Here is a 21,950-nt window from a genome sequence, read left to right as displayed (position 1 = left end):
AGCACCGCTATCCTCCTCGTACCCGGAGAAACGTTATGTCTGAAACAACCAAGCGCAATACCATCGGCAAATTCGGCCTGCTGTCGCTGACGTTTGCCGCCGTTTTTAGTTTTAACAACGTTATCAACAATAATATCGAACTGGGGCTCGCCTCGGCTCCGATGTTCTTTTTAGCCACGCTGTTCTACTTCATTCCGTTTTGTTTAATCATCGCGGAGTTTGTGTCGCTGAATAAAAACTCCGAAGCCGGGGTGTATGCCTGGGTGAAAAGTTCGCTTGGCGGACGCTGGGCATTTATCACCGCCTACACCTACTGGTTTGTTAACCTGTTCTTTTTCACCTCATTATTACCGCGCGTTATCGCTTACGCCTCTTACGCCTTTCTGGGCTATGAGTACATTCTTACGCCGTTTGCCACCACGGTACTGAGCATGGTGCTCTTCGCCTTCTCAACCTGGGTGTCCACTAACGGGGCGAAAATGCTGGGGCCTATTACCTCTGTGACCTCCACGCTGATGTTGTTGCTGACGCTCTCCTATATCCTGCTGGCCGGTGCGGCGCTGATGGGCGGCGTGCAGCCTGCCGATCCGATTACCGTCGATGCGATGATTCCCCATTTCAACTGGGCATTCCTCGGCATTACCACCTGGATCTTTATGGCCGCCGGGGGCGCTGAGTCCGTTGCGGTATACGTTAACGACGTGAAGGGCGGCTCAAAATCTTTCGTTAAGGTCATCATCCTGGCGGGGATCTTTATCGGCGTACTGTACTCCATCACTTCTGTGCTGATTAACGTCTTTATCAGCAGCAAAGAGCTGAAATTTACCGGTGGTTCAGTGCAGGTGTTTCACGGCCTGGCGGTCTGGTTTGGTCTGCCTGAAGTGCTGATGAACCGTTTTGTGGGCCTGGTCTCCTTTACTGCGATGTTTGGCTCGCTGCTGATGTGGACTGCCACGCCGGTAAAAATCTTCTTCTCTGAAATTCCAACCGGGATTTTTGGCCCGAAAACCGTGGCCCTGAACCAGAACGGCGTACCGGCTCGCGCGGCCTGGATACAATTTCTGATTGTCATCCCGCTGATGATTATCCCGACTATGGGCTCGAATACCGCGCAGGATCTGATGAACACCGTCATTAATATGACCGCCGCAGCCTCTATGCTGCCACCGCTGTTCATCATGCTGGCGTACCTGAACCTGCGGCGTAAGCTCGATCATCTGCCGCGCGATTTCAAAATGGGGTCACGTACCACGGGCATGGTGGTGGTGTCGATGCTGATTGTTATTTTCGCCATCGGCTTTGTTGCCTCAACCTTCCCGACCGGCGGCAATATTCTGACCATTATTTTCTATAACGTCGGCGGTATTGTTTTATTCCTCGGCTTTGCCTGGTGGAAATACAGTAAATACGTAAAGGGATTATCAAAAGAACAACAAGAAGTTGAAGCATCACCCGCCTCAAATATTACCTGATACAGCAGGCAGGGATTTTATTTCTTTGGGATGAGTTTATGAAAATTAAAGCAAATTATGCTGGGGCACTCGCTGCCCTCTCTTTCTGCTGCCCGTCATTTGCCGCAGAGGACGCGCGGCCGGCAGAGCACGATGACACGAAAACACCGCAGATAAGTTCTCCGTCATACCGCTTTTATGGCGAGCTGGGTGTCGGCGGATATATGGATCTGGAAGGCAAGGAAAAACACAAATACAGCGACGGGACCTATATTGAGGGCGGTCTGGAAATAAAACAGGGCAATTGGTTTGGGCTGATTTACGGCGAAGGCTGGACGGTGCAGGCCGACAGCCAGGGCAATGCCTGGGTCCCCGATCACAGCTGGGGCGGTTTTGAAGGCGGGCTTAACCGTTTATACGGCGGTTATAAAACCGATAACGACACCGAAATCATGCTCAGCGTGCGGCAGGACTCCTCGCTTGATGACCTGCAATGGTGGGGCGACTTCACGCCGGACATGGGGTATGTGATCCCCAATACGCGCGACATCATGTACGCCCTCAAGGTGCAGAATCGTTCGGGTAACCTGCGCTACAGCGTGACCGCCACGCCTGCGGGGCACCATGACGAAAGCAAGGCCTGGCTGCATTTTGGCAAATACGATCGCTATGACGATAAGTACACCTACCCGGCAATGGCGAACGGCTATATCCAGTATGACATCGTTAAAGACGTCACCTGGATGAATGGACTGGAACTTACCGATGGCACCGGCCAGCTCTTTCTGACCGGCATTTTGTCCCCGAACCTGGCCGCTCGCGCCTGGCACCATACCGGGCGCGCCAGCGGCAAGGACACCTCCGGTACGGAATCGGGGTACATGGTCAGCGCCATGGTAGAGGCGCTTAAGGGTGTCTATCTCTCCACTGCCTACAGCTACGCCCGGCATCGCCCGGACAACGCGGCCGACGAAACTACGTCGTTTATGCAGTTTGGTATCTGGTACGAATACGGCGGCGGGCGCTTCGCCACCGCTGCCGATAGCCGCTTCTATATGAAAAATGCCTCAGGCGATCCGAGTGACCGGGTCTTCCTGATGCAATATTTCTACTGGTAAAAAGAGAACCACCGCCAATGAAAATATCGACCTGTCTGACCCCGCTGGCCTGCGTGCTCGCGTTGAGTTTCTCCGCACACGCCGCCACGGCTGACGCGTTTAAAAATGTCATAAACCGTACCGGCGCGCCGGCATACATGCACGATTTCGATGATGATGACCACCAGCGTTTTAACCCCTTTTTCGATTTGGGTGCCTGGCATGGTCATCTGTTGCCGGACGGGCCGCAGACCCAGGGGGGATTTCCCGGCGTCGCGCTGCTCACCGAAGAGTACATCAATTTTATGGCGACCAATTTTGACCGCCTGACCGTCTGGCAAAACGGCAAGAAAGTGGACTTTACGCTTGAGGCTTACAGTCTCCCCGGCGCGCTGGTGCAAAAGCTCACCGCCAAAGACGTGCAGATTGAGATGACGCTGCGCTTCGCCTCTTCGCGTACCTCGCTGCTGGAAACCCGAATTACCAGCAGCACCCCACTCGACCTGGTGTGGGACGGCGAACTGCTGGAAAAACTGGAAGCCAAAAGTGGCAAGCCACTCTCAGATAAAACCATCGACGGTGCGTTCCCGGATTATCAGCGCCAGATTGTCCCGACCCGCGATGGGCTGAAAGTCACCTTCGGCAAAGTGCGTTCAACCTGGGATCTGCTGACCTCCGGCAGTTCGGAATATCAGATCCATAAATCGATAGCCACACAGACCAGCGTGGATGGCCACCGCTTTATCAGCAAGGCACACATTTCCGGCAGCACCACGCTCTACACCACCTATTCCCATCTGCTGAATGCCGATGAAGCAAAACGTGAACAGCCGCAAATCCGCGATATTCTGGCGCGCCCCGCCGTCTTTATGAGCGCCTCAAAAACGCGCTGGGAAGAGTATCTGCGCAAAGGATTAAGCAATCCGAACGCCACGCAGGAGCAGACTCGCGTGGCGGTAAAAGCTATTGAAACCCTCAACGGCAACTGGCGCTCACCGGGCGGTGCAGTGCGCTACAACACGGTTACGCCGTCCGTGACCGGGCGCTGGTTTTCTGGCAACCAGACCTGGCCGTGGGATACCTGGAAGCAGGCCTTTGCCATGTCGCACTTCAACCCAGACATTGCCAAAGAGAACATCCGTGCGGTCTTCTCCTGGCAAATCAAACCCGACGATCCGGTACGCCCGCAGGACGCCGGTTTTGTGCCCGACCTTATTGCCTGGAACCTGAGCCCGGAACGCGGCGGCGATGGCGGTAACTGGAACGAACGCAACACCAAACCGAGCCTGGCGGCATGGTCAGTGATGGAGGTTTACAACGTCACTCACGACAAAACCTGGCTTGCCGAGATGTACCCAAAACTGACGGCGTATCATGACTGGTGGCTGCGTAACCGTGATCATAACGGCAACGGTGTGCCGGAATATGGCGCAACCAGGGACAAAGCCCATAACACGCCCGGCGGCGAGATGCTGTTTATGGTCAAAAAAGGCCAGAAAGAAGAGTCGCTTTCTGGCCTCGATAAGTACGAAAACGTGGTCAGCAACGGGCATTACGACAGCCTTGAAATTCCGGCGCAAGTGGCCGCTTCCTGGGAATCAGGACGCGATGACGCCGCCGTGTTCGGCTTTATTGATAAAGAACAGCTGGATGCGTACGTGAAAAACGGCGGGAAACGCAGCGACTGGACGGTGAAATTCGCAGAGAACCGCAGTAAAGAAGGGACACTGCTGGGCTATTCCCTGTTGCAGGAGTCGGTCGATCAAGCGAGCTATATGTACAGCGACAATCACTATCTGGCGCAAATGGCGACCGTGCTTGGCAAAACCCAGGACGCAACTCACTATCGCCAGCTGGCAGATAAGCTCGCGAACTATATCAATACCTGCATGTTCGACGCCGCCAGCGGCTTTTACTATGACATTCGTATCGAAGACAAACCGCTGGCAAACGGCTGCGCGGGGAAACCTATCGTCGAGCGTGGTAAAGGGCCGGAAGGCTGGTCACCGCTGTTTAACGGCGCGGCAACGCAGCAACATGCTGATGCCGTAGTGAAAGTGATGCTGGATGAGAAGGAGTTCAATACTTACGTGCCGCTCGGGACTGCCGCACTGACAAACCCGGCATTCGGCCCGGATATTTACTGGCGTGGCCGCGTCTGGGTAGATCAGTTCTGGTTTGGTTTAAAAGGGATGGAGCGCTACGGTTATCGCCAGCAGGCGCAGCATCTGGCGCAGGCGTTCTTTACTCATGCGAAAGGGCTCACGTCAGACGGCCCGATTCAGGAAAACTACAATCCACTGACAGGGGCACAGCAAGGCGCACCTAACTTCTCGTGGAGCGCGGCGCATCTGTACATGCTGTATAACGACTTTTTCCGTAAAGATTAACGCGTGATCCACAGCGTGGGCCAGGCATCTGGCCCATGCCAGTTATCGCAGCTTGGCTCTTCTGCATACCGCACCAGGCGAAAATGCTGGCCGTCAAAACGCCAGCGGGTCTGAATGCCGCAATCCGCAATCCCCCGCCCTAACGACAGCGTGCTCAGCTCCCGGGTTTTCTCATCAAAGCTGGCATTCATCAGCTCCATTTCACTGCTGTCGCTCGACGGCGTAAACGGCAGTCGCAGCCTGACGCTTCTGGCGGCAAAGGGCTTTTTACGTGACACCAGCCATGCCAGGTCGACGGTGTTGTAGGCTCCAGCTTCACAGCTGATCATCAACAGCGCCTTGTCGTCGGTTAATGCCGTTACCCGCACTTCCCGGCGATTAGGATCAAGAGAGCACTGGCTGTTGTTCATCCGCCAGCTGCCGTAATCCAGCAGATCGTTGAGTTCATCATGGGAAAGCGGCGTCGGCGTGGGGTTCACGACCGCCACCTCTTTCAGGGCAGGTGCAGGCGGCACGCTCAACGGCGGCTCGCCACCTTTTTTAATCCACGCGGTTTCGCTGCCCACGCGCTTTTGCTGGGCATCAATAAACAGCAAAGCGGCCTTCAGCCCGTCCAGGGAGATAATTTGTCTTCCCCCTTTCAGGGTCAGCGCTTTGCCTTCCTGAATGCTTTTCAAAAAGGCGGTAATGGTCGTGGCGTCATCCGTCATTAAATGCCACGCAGTGACCTGCCAGTGCAGTGGATCCAGCTTTAACGGGGCGTTATCCAGCAGAAGGCGCGGCGCGATGTCAGGCTCTTTAACCGACGGGGAATCAAGCCCTCCCAGGTCGATACGCAGCGTGGCGTCTGTTTTCGCACCGGCACTGCGGCTGAGCGTCATCACCAGCCCATGATGTTCACCGGTATTGCGTGCAACGCAAAAGTTTTGGTTGTTACAGGTTACCTGCCAGTCAGAGAAAGACTGCTGTGCAGGCGCAGCCCACACCAGAGGCGCACGTAGCACGCAACATAACGAGAGAATAAAAACGCAATAGCGCATGGATGGCACAATCCCGGAAACAAAAACGTAAATCTGGGCAGTATCTTCGTGTTACAACCAGGCGGGCTCAATCGGATTTATCGGATAGATTTATCCGAAAGTCATCAGACTACCGTTCGAAAGAACCGTTCATTAACCCGGTTGTTTGCAAATACTGCAATAAGATCACCGCTTTACCGTCCTTGATCTCCCCTGAACGCAGCATTGCTAATGCCTGAGAAAAAGGGATTTCCAGCACTTCAATATCTTCGTCATCCACGCCGCCGCCCCGGTGAGTGCGCTGCGCATCGCTGTATTCCGCAATAAAGAAGTGCACTAATTCCGTTACGCCGCCTGGCGACATAAATAACTCAAAGACTTTTTTCACCCTGCCCACTTCAAAGCCCGTCTCTTCGATGGCTTCTTTGCGGATACAGACTTCTGGTTCGTCGTCATCAAGCAGACCCGCGCAGGTTTCGATGAGTCGTCCGTCCGGATTGCCGTTTACCCATGTCGCAACCCGGAACTGGCGAATTAACACCACGCTCTGTTTTTCACGGTTATACAGCAGGATGGTCGCACCGTTACCGCGATCGTAGACCTCACGCTTGTGACGGATCACCTCACCGTTTTTACGTGTTAAATCATAAGTAATGTTACGCAGGACAAAGTAATTTTCAGAAAGAATTTTGTCTTTGATAACGTCTATTTTCAGGGTCATACGGGCTCCACGGCGCAATGAATGTACTTATACTACGCCGCGAAACCCGCTTTGTCGCCCGCCTGATTTAGTGCGTTTTGGGTGCGCGAACTCCAAGCCAGTCCATCATCCCTTGCGCCGCATGACGCCCTTCCGCCATCGCGGTGACCACCAAATCCGCACCGCGCACCGCATCGCCACCGGCGAAAATTTGCGGGTTGGTTGTCTGGTAGCGATAAGGACTGTCAACAGAAGCCACAATGCGCCCCCAGTCGTCGGTGTTGACGCCGTGGGCCTGCAACCACGGCATCGCGTGCGGGTTAAAACCAAACGCCATGATGACCGCATCCGCAGGCATCACGAACTCACTGCCCGCAACCGCAACTGGCCGACGCCGCCCCTGAGCGTCAGGCTCGCCCAGTTCAGTGCGCAGCATTCTGATCCCGTTCACCTGTCCGTTTTTCGCCAGCGTCAGCTCAACCGGCTGCACGTTAAATTCAAACCCGGCGCCCTCTTCCTTCGCATTTTTCACCTCTTTTTTCGAGCCAGGCATATTGGCCTCATCACGGCGGTAGGCGCAGGTCACTTTCGCCGCACCATGACGTAATGCAGTACGCACGCAGTCCATCGCCGTATCGCCCCCGCCAAGCACCACCACGTTCAGCCCCTGCGTGTTGATGTATGGCTCGGCGGTTGTCGGCTCAAGCCCCATCACCTGACGCGTGTTGGCCACTAAAAACGGCAGGGCATCGTACACACCAGGGGCATCCTCATGAGGAATACCCGCTTTCATCGAACGATAGGTGCCCACGCCGATAAACAGGGCATCGTAGTCAGTCAGCAACTGAGACATCGACACGTCTTTGCCCACCTCGCAGTTCAGCTCGAAGTGGATCCCCATGGCGGTAAATATCTCCCGGCGGCGTGCCAGCAGTGATTTGTCCAGCTTGAAGGCCGGGATACCAAAGGTTAGCAGCCCGCCAATTTCCGGGTGTCGGTCATACACGGTGACGTTCACCCCGTGGCGCACCAGCACATCTGCGCAGGCAAGCCCGGCCGGGCCAGCGCCAATAATGGCGATGCGTTTATCTACCGGGACGACCCCAGTCATATCTGGTGTCCAGCCCATGGCCAGCGCCTGATCGGAAATATAACGTTCGATATTGCCAATCGTCACTGCACCAGATTCATCCCGCACCGTGCAGGCACCTTCACATAATCGGTCCTGCGGGCAGACGCGGCCGGTAATTTCAGGTAAACAGTTGGTCTGATGAGAGAGCGCCACCGCACCGGCGATGTCCCCCTCTTTCACGCGCTCAATCCACTGAGGGATGTGGTTATGCAGCGGGCATGTCCATTCGCAGATGCTGTGTTCGCCGCATTTCAGGCAGCGTGATGCCTCGCGATGCGCCTGCTCTGCCCGGAATGGCAGGTAGATCTCGTTAAAATTGCAGCCGCGGGCTTCAGGGCTAAGCTTGTCCGGCTCACCGCGGGGTACCAGCGCCTGCATCTGCTGCAATTTTGTTGGTGGCGTTTGGCGCGGTGCCGCCTCGCTATGCCAGGGCTGCGCTTCAAGCCTTGCGGTGCGCTGGCGGCGTGATTTTGCCAGGTTATCCAGTACCCCGGGCGTGGCGAGCGTCAGGACTTCCGCCGGGCAGTTTTCGATGCAGGCCGGGCCTTGCGGGCGCTGCACACAGAGATCGCACTTGTGGGCCGTGGCCTTCACGCTACCGTTGTTCAGCGGCGTAACGATGATTTCCATCGTGCCAAACGGGCAGGCCACCACGCAGGCTTTGCAACCAATGCATTTTTGTTGATTCACCTGTACGCTGTCATTGTTTTTGCTAATAGCACCGTTAGGGCAGCTCTGCGCACAGGGCGCATTCTCACAATGATGGCAGGTGACGGGGCTTTTTCTGGCACCCGACCGGAGTACCGTAATGCGGGGATGAAAATGGCGCTCGCTCAGGACATGTTGCTCGTCGTTGTGCGCCATGACACAGGCGACTTCGCAAGCACGACATCCGATACATTGCTGACTGTTGGCCATAATAAAACGATTCATAACTACACCTGTTTTGGCTTCAATAACCTTATTCTTTATATGAATATTGTATTTACCGAGTGCGGTGTTATCAGGCAATGTTCAAATGCCCAGGAAGCCAAACTATTTACAGTGAACCTGTGGCAGATCAATTTATTTCATTCGGGATGAAATTGCGTTTCATCTGATTACCTTTATTTTCAGGAAGCTGTTTTGTGACCGTTAAACGACCTGTTTCCAGAAGCCTGGCTCGGGCTTTTTTTTCGATAGTGTTGTTGTCCGTTTTCACCAGCGCTATCGCGCTGCTGACGCTCGCCAGCAGCCAGCGTGACGCTGAGGCCATTAACATTGCAGGCTCCCTGCGAATGCAGAGCTATCGCCTGGGCTACGAGATGCAGCGGGCAAGCCCGGAGCTGCAAAAACACCGCCAGACCTGGCAGCAAACCCTGAGCGCACCCGCGCTGCAAAAGCTCGACCGCTGGTATGTGCCGGACAACGTTAAACAGCGCTACCAACAGCTGCACCTTGCCTGGCAAGAGATGGACAGGCAGATAGCAAAAGGGGACATCGCCTGGTATCAGACGCATATTCAGGACTTTGTCGGCCGTATCGACGCCTTTGTGCTGGCGCTTCAGCACTATACGGAACACAAGATCCAGCTGGTTATCCTGATTTCGCTCGCCGGTGGGCTGGGTATTTTACTGCTCGCCCTCATTACCTTGCGGGGCATCCGCCGTCAGGTTGTGGCACCGCTGAACCATCTGGTTGAGGCGAGTGAACGTATTGAACAGGGCGATTTTAGTACCCCGGTCCCAAATACCCACCTGCCTAATGAACTGGGCCAATTATCCCGCGCGTTCAACCATATGTCGGCAGAGCTGCACTCGCTGTATCGTTCTCTGGAACACTCCGTTGCGGAAAAAACCCAACATCTGAACGAAGCCCATCAGCAGCTCGACATGTTATTCAAGTGCTCGCAGGCGCTGAATACCGGACAGATAGACAGCCACTGCTTCCGCCATATTTTGCAGATTGTGCATGAGTACACGCAGATGAGTTATCTGGAGCTGCGCACCAGCGACGACTGGCAGCTTTGCGAAGGCAGTGAGCAGGACGCACTGAAGATGCAAAACCTACCGGTACTGATGCAGGACACGCTTTACGGCGAGCTGCGCTGGCAAAGTGAAACGGGGACGGTTCCGGTTCCGCTAATGAAAAGCGTGGCCACGATGCTGGGTCGCGGGCTTTACTTCAACCAGGCACAAAAACATTATCAACAGCTGCTGTTAATGGAGGAGCGCGCCACCATCGCTCGCGAGCTGCACGATTCGCTGGCGCAGGTGCTCTCGTATTTACGTATCCAGCTTACGTTGCTCAAACATGCCGTGCCGGAAGAGAACGCTGCGGCGCAAACCATTATTACTGACTTTTCCCGCGAGCTTAACAATGCGTGGCATCAGCTGCGCGAGCTGCTTACCACCTTCCGCCTGACGCTTAACCACGCCAACCTGCCGGGGGCGTTACAGGAGTCGCTGGATAGCTTACAAAGCCAGACGCAGGCCAGACTGATCCTCGACTGCCGTCTTTCTTCGCTGGCGCTGGATGCGCAAAAGCAGGTGCACCTGTTACAGATAGTCCGTGAGGCGGTACTGAATGCCATTAAACATGCCCAGGCGAGTGAGATAACCGTCAGCTGTATTACCTCTACTGACGGGACGCACAGCGTGAATATTCGCGATAACGGGATTGGTATTGGCGAGGCAAGCGAGCCGCCAGGACACTACGGGCTGAACATTATGCGCGAGCGCGCAGGCAGGCTGGGCGGCACTCTGCACTTTTCTCAGCCGCCGAATGGCGGAACCCAGGTCAGCGTAACATTCAGAACGCCGATGAGCCTGGCGGGTAAATAACGGTAAATTAACGACTAATGTCACCCTCACGCCACTGCCATGCGTGATACTTCCCGTTACGCCTGCGGGGAGGAACGCTGTAAAAGGGCATGATAATTTACAATATCTCCTTTATTTCTCCACGTTTGGCCCTCGCCTTACCGCTAGAGTGATGCGGGCAATATACAATAATGACGTGCTGCAAAAAGAGGTCACATTTTCATGGCGAATTTCTTTATCGATCGCCCCATTTTTGCCTGGGTGCTAGCAATTATTTTGTGTCTGACTGGCGTCCTGGCTATTACTTCACTTCCTGTTGAGCAATATCCCGACCTGGCACCGCCAAACGTACGTATCACGGCAAACTACCCTGGTGCGTCGGCACAGACGCTGGAAAATACGGTAACGCAGGTCGTCGAGCAGAACATGACCGGGCTCGATAACCTGATGTACATGTCCTCGCAAAGTAGCGCCACCGGGCAGGCGACGGTCACCCTGAGTTTTACCGCCGGTACTGACCCGGATGAAGCTGTACAGCAGGTACAAAACCAGCTGCAATCGGCCATGCGTAAGTTGCCTCAGGCGGTCCAGAACCAGGGCGTCACGGTACGTAAAACCGGTGATACCAACATTCTGACCATTGCGTTTGTGTCCACCGATGGTTCAATGGATAAGCAGGATATTGCAGATTACGTTGCCAGTAATATTCAGGATCCTATCAGCCGTATCAACGGTGTCGGCGATATCGATGCCTACGGCTCGCAATATTCCATGCGCATCTGGCTGGATCCCAACAAGCTGAACAGCGTCCAGATGACCGCGACAGACGTGACTGACGCCATCAAATCCCAGAATGCCCAAATCGCCGTCGGGCAACTGGGCGGTACCCCTTCCGTTGATAAGCAGGCGCTGAACGCCACCATTAACTCGCAGTCGCTGCTGCAAACGCCTGACCAGTTCCGCAATATTACGCTGCGGGTGAATCAGGACGGCTCTGAAGTACGCCTGGGGGATGTCGCCACGGTAGAAATGGGGGCGGAAAAGTATGACTACCTGAGCCGCTTTAACGGCAATCAGGCGTCCGGTCTGGGGATCAAACTGGCGTCCGGGGCGAACGAAATGGCCACCGCGAAGCTGGTGTTGGATCGTCTGGACGAGCTTTCGCAATATTTCCCGCACGGGCTGGAGTACAAAGTCGCCTACGAAACCACCTCCTTCGTGAAGGCCTCAATTGAGGACGTGGTGAAAACCCTGCTCGAAGCAATCGCGCTGGTGTTCCTGGTGATGTATCTGTTCCTGCAAAACTTCCGCGCCACGCTTATCCCGACCATTGCGGTGCCGGTGGTGCTGCTGGGCACTTTCGCGGTGCTTTACACGTTTGGCTACAGTATCAACACCCTGACCATGTTTGCGATGGTGCTGGCGATAGGCCTGCTGGTGGATGATGCCATAGTGGTGGTCGAAAACGTCGAGCGAATCATGAGCGAGGAAGGGCTATCGCCGCGTGACGCAACGCGTAAATCGATGGGACAAATTCAGGGCGCGCTGGTGGGTATCGCGATGGTGCTCTCGGCGGTATTCATTCCGATGGCGTTCTTTGGCGGCACAACCGGCGCGATTTATCGCCAGTTCTCCATCACCATAGTGTCGGCAATGGTGCTTTCGGTGCTGGTGGCGATGATCCTCACCCCGGCCTTATGTTCCACGATCCTTAAACCGCTGCATAAGGGTGAACAGCACGGCCAGAAAGGTTTCTTCGGCTGGTTTAACCGCATGTTTAATCGTAACGCGGCGCGTTATGAAGCGGGCGTTGGCCGGGTGCTGCACCGAAGCCTGCGCTGGATGATGATTTACGTTGTGCTGCTGGGCGGAATGGTCTGGCTGTTCCTGCATCTGCCTACGTCATTCCTGCCGATGGAAGACCGCGGTATGTTCACCACATCCGTGCAGTTGCCCAGCGGGGCAACGCAACAGCAGACGCTGAAAGTGGTCGAGAAAGTTGAGCACTACTTCTTCACCAAAGAGAAAGACAACGTGGTGTCGGTGTTTTCAACCGTCGGTTCCGGGCCTGGCGGCAACGGTCAAAACGTGGCGCGCATGTTCGTGCGCCTGAAAGACTGGGATGAGCGCGACACGAAAACGGGCACCTCGTTTGCCATTATCGAACGCGCCACCAAAGCGTTTAACAAAATTAAGGAAGCGCGCGTCTTTGCCAGCAGTCCGCCGGCCATCAGCGGGCTGGGTAGCTCCGCCGGTTTTGATATGGAGCTTCAGGACCATGCCGGTGCCGGACACACGGCCTTAATGGCGGCGCGCGACCAGCTGCTTGACCTGGCAAGCAAAGACGCCACTCTGACCCGTGTTCGTCATAACGGCCTTGATGACAGCCCACAGCTACAGGTCGATATTGACCAGCGTAAGGCGCAGGCGTTGGGCGTTTCTATCGATGATATTAACGACACGTTGCAAACGGCGTGGGGCTCCAGCTATGTGAATGACTTTATGGACCGGGGGCGTGTGAAAAAGGTTTACGTCCAGTCCGATGCACAGTTCCGAATGCTGCCGGATGATATCAACCGCTGGTTTGTGCGTAACAATGCGGGCAGCATGGTGCCCTTCTCTGCGTTCTCCAGCTCGCACTGGGAAAGTGGTTCTCCACGTCTGGAGCGTTATGATGGCTATTCTGCGGTAGAAATCGTCGGTGAAGCCGCGCCGGGCATCAGTACAGGGACCGCGATGGACACTATGGAAAAACTGGTGCAGCAGTTGCCGAACGGATTTGGCCTCGAATGGACGGCAATGTCTTACCAGGAACGGCTCTCTGGTGCCCAGGCTCCTGCCCTTTATGCCCTCTCACTGCTGGTGGTCTTCCTTTGCCTTGCTGCGCTTTATGAAAGCTGGTCTGTGCCGTTCTCCGTCATGCTGGTTGTGCCGCTTGGCGTGATCGGCGCGCTGCTGGCGACCTGGATGCGCGGGCTGGAAAACGATGTTTACTTCCAGGTCGGGTTGCTCACCGTAATTGGCTTGTCAGCAAAAAACGCCATTCTGATTGTTGAGTTTGCCAACGAGATGAATGCGAAAGGTCACGATCTGATGTCGGCCACGCTGCACGCCTGCCGTCAGCGTTTACGCCCGATCCTGATGACGTCACTGGCCTTTGTGTTCGGCGTCTTGCCTATGGCGACCAGCTCAGGTGCAGGTTCAAGTAGCCAACATGCGGTTGGGACAGGCGTAATGGGGGGTATGATTTCAGCCACCATTCTGGCCATCTATTTTGTTCCGTTGTTCTTTGTGCTGGTGCGTCGGCGCTTCCCGCTGAAGGAGCGTCCTGAATAACGCACTGAAATATACCCGAAATAATTCGGGTTGCATGACGGGGGGTGTGCAGGCCAGGCCATCGCCCGGGCAATCTGGCGTATAACGGGTATAAAAAAGGCGGCTCTTAAGGCCGCCTTTTTATTGTGTGATTACTTCACACTATGGTTATTCTAGTTATTTTAGTGCTCTTGCAATTTCTACTGAAAGTCATTTACGAAGCATACCTTCGATAAAATCTTTCCAGTTCCCCAGTTCACGTTCAATCATAACGACCTCTCTTATTATTATGCGCATTCTACGTAAACCCATCATCACTGTGAAGACATTTTAACCAATTACTGTGATTAGGCCCGCTTCTCATCGGGATTTAAACTAAATATGGGCGCAGACTCTTAAATTTTATGTGACCAATAGCAATATTTTGAAATAACCATGCGGGCGAATGAGATTTAAATTAAACACTGACTTTATTAGGAATTTAAACAATATGGACATCTATGCTTAAAAGATGAAAGAATATTCAGCTTACAGGTGTGCGTTGAATTAAGAAGAATTGTAAATCAGCGATTCCCTGAATGTGTTATATTCCATTTAAGGATATATCTTCGAAATAATTGAATGTTTAACCATCATAAGAACAAAAGGATTCAACATGGTTGTGATGTATGGCATTAAAAATTGCGACACCATCAAAAAAGCGCGTCGCTGGCTGGAAACGCACGGTGTGGAGTATCGTTTTCATGATTACCGTGCCGACGGTCTTGATGCAGAATTTCTGCATACTGCTATCGCTGAACTGGGCTGGGAAGCGCTGCTGAATACCCGGGGCACCACCTGGAGAAAACTGGACGAATCGCTTCGCGCCAGTATCAACGACGCGACCAGCGCAGCTAAACTGATGCTGGAAATGCCAGCAATTATCAAACGCCCATTGCTCTGCGCGCCCGGTCAGCCTATGCTGCTGGGCTTTAGTGATTCTCTTTATCAGACTTTTTTCGTTGAGGTGTAGTCTATGTCATGCCCGGTCATTGAGCTGACTCAGCAGCTTATTCGCCGTCCTTCCCTCAGCCCGGACGACGCAGGTTGTCAGGCATTAATGATTGAGCGCCTGCGTGCGATCGGTTTTACCGTCGAACGTATGGATTTTGGCGATACACAGAACTTCTGGGCCTGGCGTGGCCAGGGTGAAACGCTGGCCTTTGCCGGGCATACCGATGTGGTTCCCGCCGGGGATGCAGACCGCTGGATCAACCCACCGTTCGAACCCACTATCCGCGACGGAATGTTGTTTGGCCGTGGCGCGGCTGACATGAAAGGCTCGCTGGCGGCAATGGTCGTTGCAGCAGAGCGCTTCGTTGCCCAGCATCCAGACCATAAAAACCGCCTTGCGTTTCTGATCACCTCTGATGAAGAAGCCAGCGCGCACAATGGTACCGTGAAGGTCGTTGAAGCGCTGATGGCGCGTAACGAGCGCCTGGATTACTGCCTGGTGGGTGAGCCATCCAGCACCGAGGTGGTCGGTGATGTGGTGAAAAATGGCCGTCGTGGCTCGCTGACCTGTAATCTGACCATTCATGGCGTACAGGGGCACGTTGCCTATCCGCACCTTGCAGATAACCCTGTTCACCGTGCCGCACCAATGCTGAATGAGCTGGTCGCGATTGAGTGGGATAAAGGCAATGAATTCTTCCCGCCGACCAGTATGCAGATCGCCAACGTGCAGGCTGGCACGGGCAGCAACAACGTCATTCCGGGTGACTTTTACGTGCAGTTCAACTTCCGTTTCAGCACCGAGTTGACCGACGAGATGATCAAAGCCCGCGTTGTGGCGCTGCTGGAAAAATATTCACTGCGCTACACCGTCGACTGGTGGCTTTCTGGTCAGCCATTCCTGACGCAGCGCGGGAAACTGGTGGACGCGGTGGTGAATGCTATCGCGCACTATAATGAAATAAAGCCACAACTGTTGACGACCGGCGGAACATCAGACGGGCGCTTTATCGCTCGTATGGGTGCGCAGGTTGTAGAACTGGGCCCGGTGAATGCCACCATTCATAAAATTAATGAATGTGTAAATGCGGCAGATTTGCAGCTGTTGGCCCGCATGTATCAACGTATCATGGAGCAACTCGTCGCCTGACGAATGCTCTGAGAAGGAATAGCGAATGGATTGGCTGGCGAAATATTGGTGGATTCTGGTGTTGGTTTTTTTGGTCGGCGTGTTGCTCAACGTCATTAAAGATCTGAAACGTGTTGACCATAAAAAGTTCCTTGCCAACAAGCCGGAACTCCCGCCACACCGTGATTTTAACGACAAATGGGACGATGACGACAACTGGCCAAAGAAAGACCAGAAGAAGTAATCCTCTCTATCTCAGCCCTCTTCCCTGTGGGGAGAGGGCTGAATTTCATCACATAAACTCGACAATATTATCGTCATTCGGCTTACCGCCGCTTAGCGCTTCATCGAAGTAGTGCTTCGGCACGGTATAGCGCAAATGGTCAAGCGCAAACTGCATACTGCGATCGTCGATGGCGTGTCCCAGATCATCAACAATATCCAGCGTCACATCACCACCACCGCGAATCAGGGCTTCCTGAGCGGCAACCGCATGAGAAAGCTCAATCACCCGGTCTTCACCACCGTGAATAAGGTGGATGGTGGTCTGCGTGGTTGCACTTTGCGGTAAGGTGGCAAAGCGGCCGTTAAAGGCTATCACGCGGGATACCAGCCCGGGCTGCGCTTTGACGCTTTCAAGGGACATAATCGAGCCCTGGGAGAAACCGATAAGCGCGGTGGCCTCCGCGCCCACACCGCTCTCTTGCTGCCAGTAGCGAACCGTTTCAATAAAGGTTGGCATAATGGCATCAATACGCGCCTGACGATTCTCTTCGGTCACGCCCTGCACGGAAAACCACTGCCGTCCGTTCGGGCCGCATGGCTCTACTCCACCGACACTGACAATCATCGCGTCCGGGAAAAGCGGCGCGAACCAGCTGCCAATCTGACCCATATTGACGGCATTATCACCAACACCATGAAACAGAAGCAGTAACTGTTTAGCAGGTTTGTCAGGACGTTGAACAACAAAATGGTCGTGTTTCATGGCGGTCTCCTTAATTGATGACCTGGATTCTACGCCTCTCCGGGGTAATGACCATGCCACTTTACTGAAGAAGTCATTGAAAAAATTGCCATTGCAAAATGTCGCGCTTCAGCCGCTGACAGCGGTCGGAGTCCAGATATTCCAGCATCTGCGCCGTTTCAGCACGAAGCATGACCAGCAGCGCTTTTCGCCCGCTGAGCGCCAGTTCAGCACTGAGTGTTGTGTCATCCTTATCCCCTTCGATTTTGCCGCGCAGTGCCGGGAGCGGAGCCTCCACCGTCAGCAACAGACGCGTTAACGCGGCCACTGATGTGGAAAATGGCCGATGTGCAAAGGCGAACCCTGCCAGCTCAAGCCAGTCGTCATTATTAAGGGTAGCTTCCCAGCTATCTTCCACTGGGATCTTTTCTGCATTCCAGGCCGACAACACGCGCGCATCCCGGCAAAGCTGCTGGTGCGCCTGCGCGCAAAGCTGATGCCCCGCATCACTTAGTGGCAGTAATGCCATCGCCGTATAACAGCCGCTGCTGGCCTCGCGATGGCTGCCCATTCGTACCAGTACAAAACCGCACTGCCGCCAGAAATGCCAAAGCTCATCGGTATAACCAAAACTCACCGACAGGTAATCCTGTTGCGCGTACTGTTTTGCGCTGTGAATGAGCGCATGTCCTGTACCTTCGCGCTGGCGAGCCGGATGAACGGCAATACGGGTGACTCTTCTGCCCGTGAGCGTGGCGGCCAGAGGAGAGCCTCCATGTGCGGCAAGAGACTGGGCGACAAGGTTACCGCGTGGGCGACGATATCCCGCCCAGACGGCCTGGCTCAGCCCAGCCGTTAACCCGCCCTCTTCCACCAGCCACAGCGCCCCGGCGATGGCATCATCGGTTTCTGCCACTGAAAAATGCTGGCCTGGCGCGTCCATCATGCGGCGTAAATCAAGCGGAGAGGTGCGGTAATGTGCCGCGCATAATAGCTCATACACACTGGCGGTTAATTCCGGGTGGCTTTCCCACGCCTGAGGCTCTAACGCCCTGATGCGTATCTCGCCCTGGGGAATACAATCAATAAGCGCATCATCAAACAGCAACGCTTTCGCGACGACTCGCTCCAGTGGGCAGCCTGCCGCCCAGCGGATCGGGGCGGATAACGTAAAGCGCTGCAACCCGCTAAACCGGGCGCAGAATTTCAGTAAAAAGCCCCTGCCCGTCCCTTCGTAGCCCTGAACGGTGGTGGTGAGCAATACACGGGGGAAACGTCTCACCAGCTTTTCAAGGAGTGGACCCGGGATGGCCGCTGCTTCATCAACGATCAGCCAGTCAGCCTGAACGCTGGACGCCAGCAGTGCATCCGGGGCCATAAAGCGATAATTTTCACCGGCAAAACGGGCAATGACATCCGTTGCCCCTTTGGCTGGTGCGGTTACAACGGCACTGCCATCTATGCTATTCAGAAGCATCCCCGCAAGGGCGGATTTCCCGCGCCCGCGCGCTGCCGTTACGGCAGCAACACCCTGTTGCATAGCCAGAAGCTGCGCAAGGATCGCAGCCTGCTCACGCTGCGGCTCTCCGTTAGCGGGCTGCCAGTCGTGCGACGGGGGAAGTGGCCTGAGATGCAATGGCGAGTGCTGCTGCCATAACACCACATCCGGGTCGGTCGCGATAACACGGCAAAAATGGTGAACAAAATGCGGAGTGGTAATAGGCTCTGCGCTGTCGCTCCAGCGCAGGGAGTCGGTGTCAGGTTGATTAGCCCAGGTGGAAAGCGGAGGAAGAAGCAATACCAGCAGGCTGCCGGCACGTAAGGTGCCACTCACTGCGGCAAAGGCCGAAACGTCAAAGCCACTGCGGGCATCAAAGATGGCATGAAGGAACTCACGCCCCAACAGCCCGCTTAACGCCTTAGGTGCGCTATGTGGCTCAACGGGATCGTGCTCCCCCACCCACAGCCAGTCTCCCCGCAGCTGTTCGCGTAAGGCCAGCGCCTGCTCCTTCGCCCAGCGTCCATCACCGCTCAATACCACCAGATGACGATACCCTCTGCGCTGTAACTGGCCAGTCAGACGTTCAAAAGGCATGTCTTACAGTGCTTTGCCGAAGGTGTTGCATTGCGCCGGATCGCCGCTGGCGAAACCGCGTTTAAACCAGGTGTAGCGTTGTTCGGATGTTCCGTGCGTGAAGCTGTCCGGCACGACGCGGCCCTGGCTTTGCTGCTGGAGACGATCGTCACCAATAGCCTGCGCGGCGTTTAATGCCTCTTCCAAATCACCGGTTTCCAGCACACCTTGCTGCTGCATACTGTGGCCCCAGACGCCCGCAAAGCAGTCTGCCTGCAACTCCATACGCACGGAGAGACGATTCACTTCTGCCTGAGAGGCATTTTGTTGCAGCTGGCGTACTTTCGGTTCAATTCCCAGCAATTTTTGCACGTGATGCCCCACTTCGTGAGCAATGACATAGCCCTGGGCAAAATCGCCATCCGCGCCCAGTTTGCGTTTCATGTCATCGTAGAAAGAGAGGTCAATATAGACGGTGCTATCAGCCGGGCAGTAGAAAGGCCCCATCACTGACTGGCCGGTGCCACATCCGGTGCGGGTCGCACCGCGGTACATCACCAGTTTTGGCTGTTGATAGGTTCGCCCCATCTTGTCGAAAAGCTGGCCCCAGGTATCTTCCGTGGTCGCCAGAATAACAGAGGTGAATTTAGCGGCTTCATCTTCATTCGGGCTGATGGAGCGCTGAGTTTGTTGCTGCTGTTGTAGCGGTTCTCCGGTCATTAAACCGGTTAGATCGACGCCGTAGTAGCCCGCGATCAGCACGATGACCAGCAAAATAATGCCGCCCTTCCCGCCCGGTAAACGGAAACCGGGGCCGCCCATCATAGGGCCGCCGCCGCTGCTGCGCCTGTCTTCTACATTGTCACTTTCACGACGCCCTTGCCAGCGCATAACTACCTCGAACTATTCCATTAACAATAGATATGATCGTAGGCGGTTAACGGCAAGATTACCATAGGAAACAAAGGTAAGACGCCAAAGGATGCGTACATCCTTTGGCAGAGGCTGGACTTAGTCGAGCTTAACGCCTAAACGATGAGCAACCGCTTCATAGGCTTCAATCAGGCCACCCAGGCTCTGACGGAAACGGTCTTTGTCCATTTTATCCAGCGTTTCTTTGTCCCACAGACGGCTGCCGTCCGGAGAGAACTCATCGCCGAGCACCACTTCACCTTTGAACAGACCGAATTCCAGTTTGAAGTCGACCAGGATCAGACCGGCATCATCAAACAGTTTTTTCAGCACGTCGTTGGCTTTGTAGGTCAGCTCTTTCATGCGAGCCAGGTTCTCTTTGTTCACCCAGCCGAAGGTTTCGCAGTAAGAGTCGTTAACCATCGGGTCGTGCATTGCATCGTTTTTCAGGAACAGGTCAAACAACGGCGGGTTCAACTCGATACCTTCTTCAATGCCAAGACGCTTCACCAGGGAGCCCGCGGCACGGTTACGTACAACACACTCAACCGGCACCATATCCAGTTTTTTCACCAGACATTCCGTGTCGGACAGTAACGCTTCCATCTGAGTCGGAATGCCCGCTTCGGACAGTTTGGTCATAATGAAATGGTTGAACTTATTGTTTACCATGCCTTTACGGTCGAACTGCTCAATGCGCGCGCCATCCCCTGCTGACGTATCATTGCGGAATTCGAGCACCAACAGATCCGGGTTTTCCGTGCTGTATACGGTTTTCGCTTTGCCACGATACAACTCAGCTTGCTTCTGCATCTTCATTACTCCTGGTGTGATGATTTGTGTTCAAAACTGGGGATATTATGCCACGCACACGTTTGCGTGGCACTAAAATAAAAAGGGCTGGATTAACCAGCCCTCTTTTTTATTTGCTGAATGCAGCCTGGAAGACCGCGACCAGCGCATCATTCTGCGACTGGGTCAGCGTGTGACCTTTCGGATCAATAAACTGCAAGCTACTGCGGTTATCGAGGTCGCCTACCTGAATTTTGTAGTCGCCCGAGGCCAGATCTGGATCGTGTGCACCCAGTTCCTGCCATGCGCTATCAGACAGCGGCTTGTAAGTTGCCGTCATGCTACCCGTTGAACGGGTGCTGTCGGTCACTTTCATGCCCACTTTTTCAAGTGTTGCTGGCAGGCGCTGCCAGGTCTGGTTAAACGGTGCACGCACCACCAGCATTGGCAGACCGGTATCATCTGCGGCGCTTTGAACGTCGAAGGTTGCACCGTCGCGGCTCTGCGCAGCGTTTGCAGCGTCAGTCGCATTTTTGTCCAGCCCTGAAGCGATGACGTTCAGCATTTCAGTGCTGTAACGCTGCATTGAGGAAGGATCGGCAACCGGCTTACCAGCCTGCTCCAGGTTCAGCAGTTTAACGGTAACAGCCTGCTGGTAACCCTGAGGTTTAACGGAGACTTGATAACGACCACGGTACTGCTGATCTTCATCCAGGCGGTTCCAGTCAACCCAGTCAGTGGTTAACGTCTGGCTGGCGTCATCGCGTTTCGCAATCGTGTAGTTCTTCGACTGGATCACGCTAACAACCTGCGGCCACAACGTATTGTTACGACTGTTTTCAACCATCAGAGAGGCCGTATCACCAGTAAACTGGGTACGCGCCCCATTCACCAGAGCCAGAGGCTGAGCTGGCGGACGAATATCAAGCGCTTTACCAACCTGACCACTACCGTTGGTCACGGGGATATTATAATCGCCGTTCTGAATCGGCAGGATCATTCCCGCGGGTGCGTGAAGTTCAGCAAGCGGTGTCGCTTCCAGATAGGATTCATCACCGCTCACCTGGCGCTTGTAGCGTGAATCTGAGCTACAGGCAGCGAGCAGCATAACAAGCGAAACACTCGCAACCTTCGCCAGGCGCGACTTCTGTACTGAATAAGCCATCAAATCTCCCTAA

At 54.6% G+C, this 21,950-nt stretch carries 17 protein-coding genes; 8 read left to right on the top strand and 9 right to left on the bottom strand.

What is annotated here, in order from left to right; translation table 11 throughout:
- Positions 1 to 35: 35 nt before the first annotated feature.
- From ACS603_RS06885 to ygjK, 3 genes are read left to right on the top strand one after another with little or no spacing between them, the layout of a single operon-like run.
- Positions 36 to 1,472 (top strand): amino acid permease, encoded by a 1,437-nt coding sequence (locus tag ACS603_RS06885; RefSeq protein WP_446493690.1) that lies wholly within the window; start codon positions 36 to 38, stop codon positions 1,470 to 1,472.
- Between the two features lie 38 nt (positions 1,473 to 1,510).
- Positions 1,511 to 2,569, top strand: coding sequence for a protein YgjJ (gene ygjJ, locus ACS603_RS06880; protein ID WP_315686397.1), 1,059 nt, complete (start codon positions 1,511 to 1,513; stop codon positions 2,567 to 2,569).
- Positions 2,570 to 2,586: 17 nt separating this feature from the next.
- Positions 2,587 to 4,938, top strand: a complete 2,352-nt coding sequence (ygjK, locus tag ACS603_RS06875) for an alpha-glucosidase (RefSeq protein ID WP_474943996.1) — start codon at positions 2,587 to 2,589, stop codon at positions 4,936 to 4,938.
- Here ygjK and ACS603_RS06870 read toward each other — a convergent pair.
- From ACS603_RS06870 to aegA, 3 genes are all read right to left on the bottom strand, one after another.
- Positions 4,935 to 5,978 carry a DUF1176 domain-containing protein gene (locus ACS603_RS06870; protein ID WP_182061968.1) on the bottom strand — a complete coding sequence of 348 codons (1,044 nt, stop codon included), beginning with the start codon at positions 5,976 to 5,978 and terminating at the stop codon, positions 4,935 to 4,937. The two genes, ygjK and ACS603_RS06870, sit on opposite strands and share 4 nt — an antisense overlap.
- 109 nt (positions 5,979 to 6,087) lie before the next feature.
- A complete protein-coding gene (gene nudK, locus ACS603_RS06865) occupies positions 6,088 to 6,678 on the bottom strand; it encodes a GDP-mannose pyrophosphatase NudK (RefSeq protein ID WP_474943995.1) in 591 nt (196 codons plus the stop codon).
- 67 nt (positions 6,679 to 6,745) lie between these two features.
- Positions 6,746 to 8,722: a formate-dependent uric acid utilization protein AegA gene (aegA, locus tag ACS603_RS06860; protein ID WP_182061970.1), complete on the bottom strand. Its 1,977-nt coding sequence runs from the start codon at positions 8,720 to 8,722 to the stop codon at positions 6,746 to 6,748.
- 194 nt (positions 8,723 to 8,916) lie between these two features.
- Here aegA and narQ point away from each other — a divergent pair, with 194 nt between their 5' ends.
- Positions 8,917 to 10,611 carry a nitrate/nitrite two-component system sensor histidine kinase NarQ gene (gene narQ / locus ACS603_RS06855; RefSeq protein ID WP_474943994.1) on the top strand — a complete coding sequence of 565 codons (1,695 nt, stop codon included), beginning with the start codon at positions 8,917 to 8,919 and terminating at the stop codon, positions 10,609 to 10,611.
- Positions 10,612 to 10,812: 201 nt separating this feature from the next.
- Positions 10,813 to 13,926 carry a multidrug efflux RND transporter permease AcrD gene (gene acrD / locus ACS603_RS06850; protein WP_182061972.1) on the top strand — a complete coding sequence of 1,038 codons (3,114 nt, stop codon included), beginning with the start codon at positions 10,813 to 10,815 and terminating at the stop codon, positions 13,924 to 13,926.
- 189 nt (positions 13,927 to 14,115) lie between these two features.
- On the opposite strand, the gene ypfM is transcribed toward acrD, so the two are convergent.
- Complete coding sequence (gene ypfM, locus ACS603_RS06845; protein WP_015572204.1) at positions 14,116 to 14,175, bottom strand: protein YpfM; 60 nt, start codon at positions 14,173 to 14,175, stop codon at positions 14,116 to 14,118.
- 385 nt (positions 14,176 to 14,560) lie between these two features.
- On the opposite strand from ypfM, the gene ACS603_RS06840 reads away from it, so the two are divergent.
- Genes ACS603_RS06840 through ACS603_RS06830 form a run of 3 tightly spaced genes read left to right on the top strand, consistent with a single transcriptional unit; the run spans position 14,561 to position 16,271 of the window.
- Positions 14,561 to 14,917 (top strand): ArsC family reductase, encoded by a 357-nt coding sequence (locus tag ACS603_RS06840; protein ID WP_182061973.1) that lies wholly within the window; start codon positions 14,561 to 14,563, stop codon positions 14,915 to 14,917.
- A gap of 3 nt (positions 14,918 to 14,920) precedes the next feature.
- Positions 14,921 to 16,048, top strand: coding sequence for a succinyl-diaminopimelate desuccinylase (gene dapE / locus ACS603_RS06835; RefSeq protein WP_166716562.1), 1,128 nt, complete (start codon positions 14,921 to 14,923; stop codon positions 16,046 to 16,048).
- A 25-nt stretch (positions 16,049 to 16,073) separates the two neighbouring features.
- On the top strand, positions 16,074 to 16,271 hold the full coding sequence (locus tag ACS603_RS06830; RefSeq protein WP_059179411.1) for a YpfN family protein: 198 nt from the start codon (positions 16,074 to 16,076) through the stop codon (positions 16,269 to 16,271).
- Positions 16,272 to 16,319: 48 nt separating this feature from the next.
- Here the strand turns inward: ACS603_RS06830 and ypfH are convergent, their stop codons facing one another.
- From ypfH to bamC, 5 genes are all read right to left on the bottom strand, one after another.
- Positions 16,320 to 17,015 carry an esterase gene (gene ypfH / locus ACS603_RS06825; protein ID WP_182061974.1) on the bottom strand — a complete coding sequence of 232 codons (696 nt, stop codon included), beginning with the start codon at positions 17,013 to 17,015 and terminating at the stop codon, positions 16,320 to 16,322.
- 73 nt (positions 17,016 to 17,088) lie between these two features.
- Positions 17,089 to 19,089, bottom strand: coding sequence for a tRNA(Met) cytidine acetyltransferase TmcA (locus ACS603_RS06820; RefSeq protein ID WP_474943993.1), 2,001 nt, complete (start codon positions 19,087 to 19,089; stop codon positions 17,089 to 17,091).
- A 3-nt stretch (positions 19,090 to 19,092) separates the two neighbouring features.
- Positions 19,093 to 19,959, bottom strand: a complete 867-nt coding sequence (ypfJ, locus tag ACS603_RS06815) for a KPN_02809 family neutral zinc metallopeptidase (RefSeq protein ID WP_182061976.1) — start codon at positions 19,957 to 19,959, stop codon at positions 19,093 to 19,095.
- Between the two features lie 120 nt (positions 19,960 to 20,079).
- Positions 20,080 to 20,793: a phosphoribosylaminoimidazolesuccinocarboxamide synthase gene (gene purC / locus ACS603_RS06810; protein WP_474943992.1), complete on the bottom strand. Its 714-nt coding sequence runs from the start codon at positions 20,791 to 20,793 to the stop codon at positions 20,080 to 20,082.
- A gap of 109 nt (positions 20,794 to 20,902) precedes the next feature.
- Complete coding sequence (gene bamC / locus ACS603_RS06805; RefSeq protein ID WP_474943991.1) at positions 20,903 to 21,937, bottom strand: outer membrane protein assembly factor BamC; 1,035 nt, start codon at positions 21,935 to 21,937, stop codon at positions 20,903 to 20,905.
- Between the last annotated feature and the right edge of the window lie 13 nt (positions 21,938 to 21,950).

The organism is Enterobacter sp. Li2LvB3 (genome assembly GCF_056156645.1).
Note: the sequence above shows the minus strand (reverse complement) of the source record. Positions and strands in the feature narration are given on the sequence as shown.

Coding starts and splice junctions, on each gene's coding strand:
- dapE (WP_166716562.1), top strand. CDS start 14,921: ATGTCATGCCCGGTCATTGAGCTGACTCAGCAGCTTATTCGCCGTCCT.
- nudK (WP_474943995.1), bottom strand. CDS start 6,678: ATGACCCTGAAAATAGACGTTATCAAAGACAAAATTCTTTCTGAAAAT.
- ACS603_RS06885 (WP_446493690.1), top strand. CDS start 36: ATGTCTGAAACAACCAAGCGCAATACCATCGGCAAATTCGGCCTGCTG.
- ypfH (WP_182061974.1), bottom strand. CDS start 17,015: ATGAAACACGACCATTTTGTTGTTCAACGTCCTGACAAACCTGCTAAA.
- ACS603_RS06840 (WP_182061973.1), top strand. CDS start 14,561: ATGGTTGTGATGTATGGCATTAAAAATTGCGACACCATCAAAAAAGCG.
- aegA (WP_182061970.1), bottom strand. CDS start 8,722: ATGAATCGTTTTATTATGGCCAACAGTCAGCAATGTATCGGATGTCGT.
- ypfJ (WP_182061976.1), bottom strand. CDS start 19,959: ATGCGCTGGCAAGGGCGTCGTGAAAGTGACAATGTAGAAGACAGGCGC.
- purC (WP_474943992.1), bottom strand. CDS start 20,793: ATGCAGAAGCAAGCTGAGTTGTATCGTGGCAAAGCGAAAACCGTATAC.
- bamC (WP_474943991.1), bottom strand. CDS start 21,937: ATGGCTTATTCAGTACAGAAGTCGCGCCTGGCGAAGGTTGCGAGTGTT.
- ygjK (WP_474943996.1), top strand. CDS start 2,587: ATGAAAATATCGACCTGTCTGACCCCGCTGGCCTGCGTGCTCGCGTTG.
- ACS603_RS06820 (WP_474943993.1), bottom strand. CDS start 19,089: ATGCCTTTTGAACGTCTGACTGGCCAGTTACAGCGCAGAGGGTATCGT.
- ygjJ (WP_315686397.1), top strand. CDS start 1,511: ATGAAAATTAAAGCAAATTATGCTGGGGCACTCGCTGCCCTCTCTTTC.
- acrD (WP_182061972.1), top strand. CDS start 10,813: ATGGCGAATTTCTTTATCGATCGCCCCATTTTTGCCTGGGTGCTAGCA.
- ACS603_RS06830 (WP_059179411.1), top strand. CDS start 16,074: ATGGATTGGCTGGCGAAATATTGGTGGATTCTGGTGTTGGTTTTTTTG.
- ACS603_RS06870 (WP_182061968.1), bottom strand. CDS start 5,978: ATGCGCTATTGCGTTTTTATTCTCTCGTTATGTTGCGTGCTACGTGCG.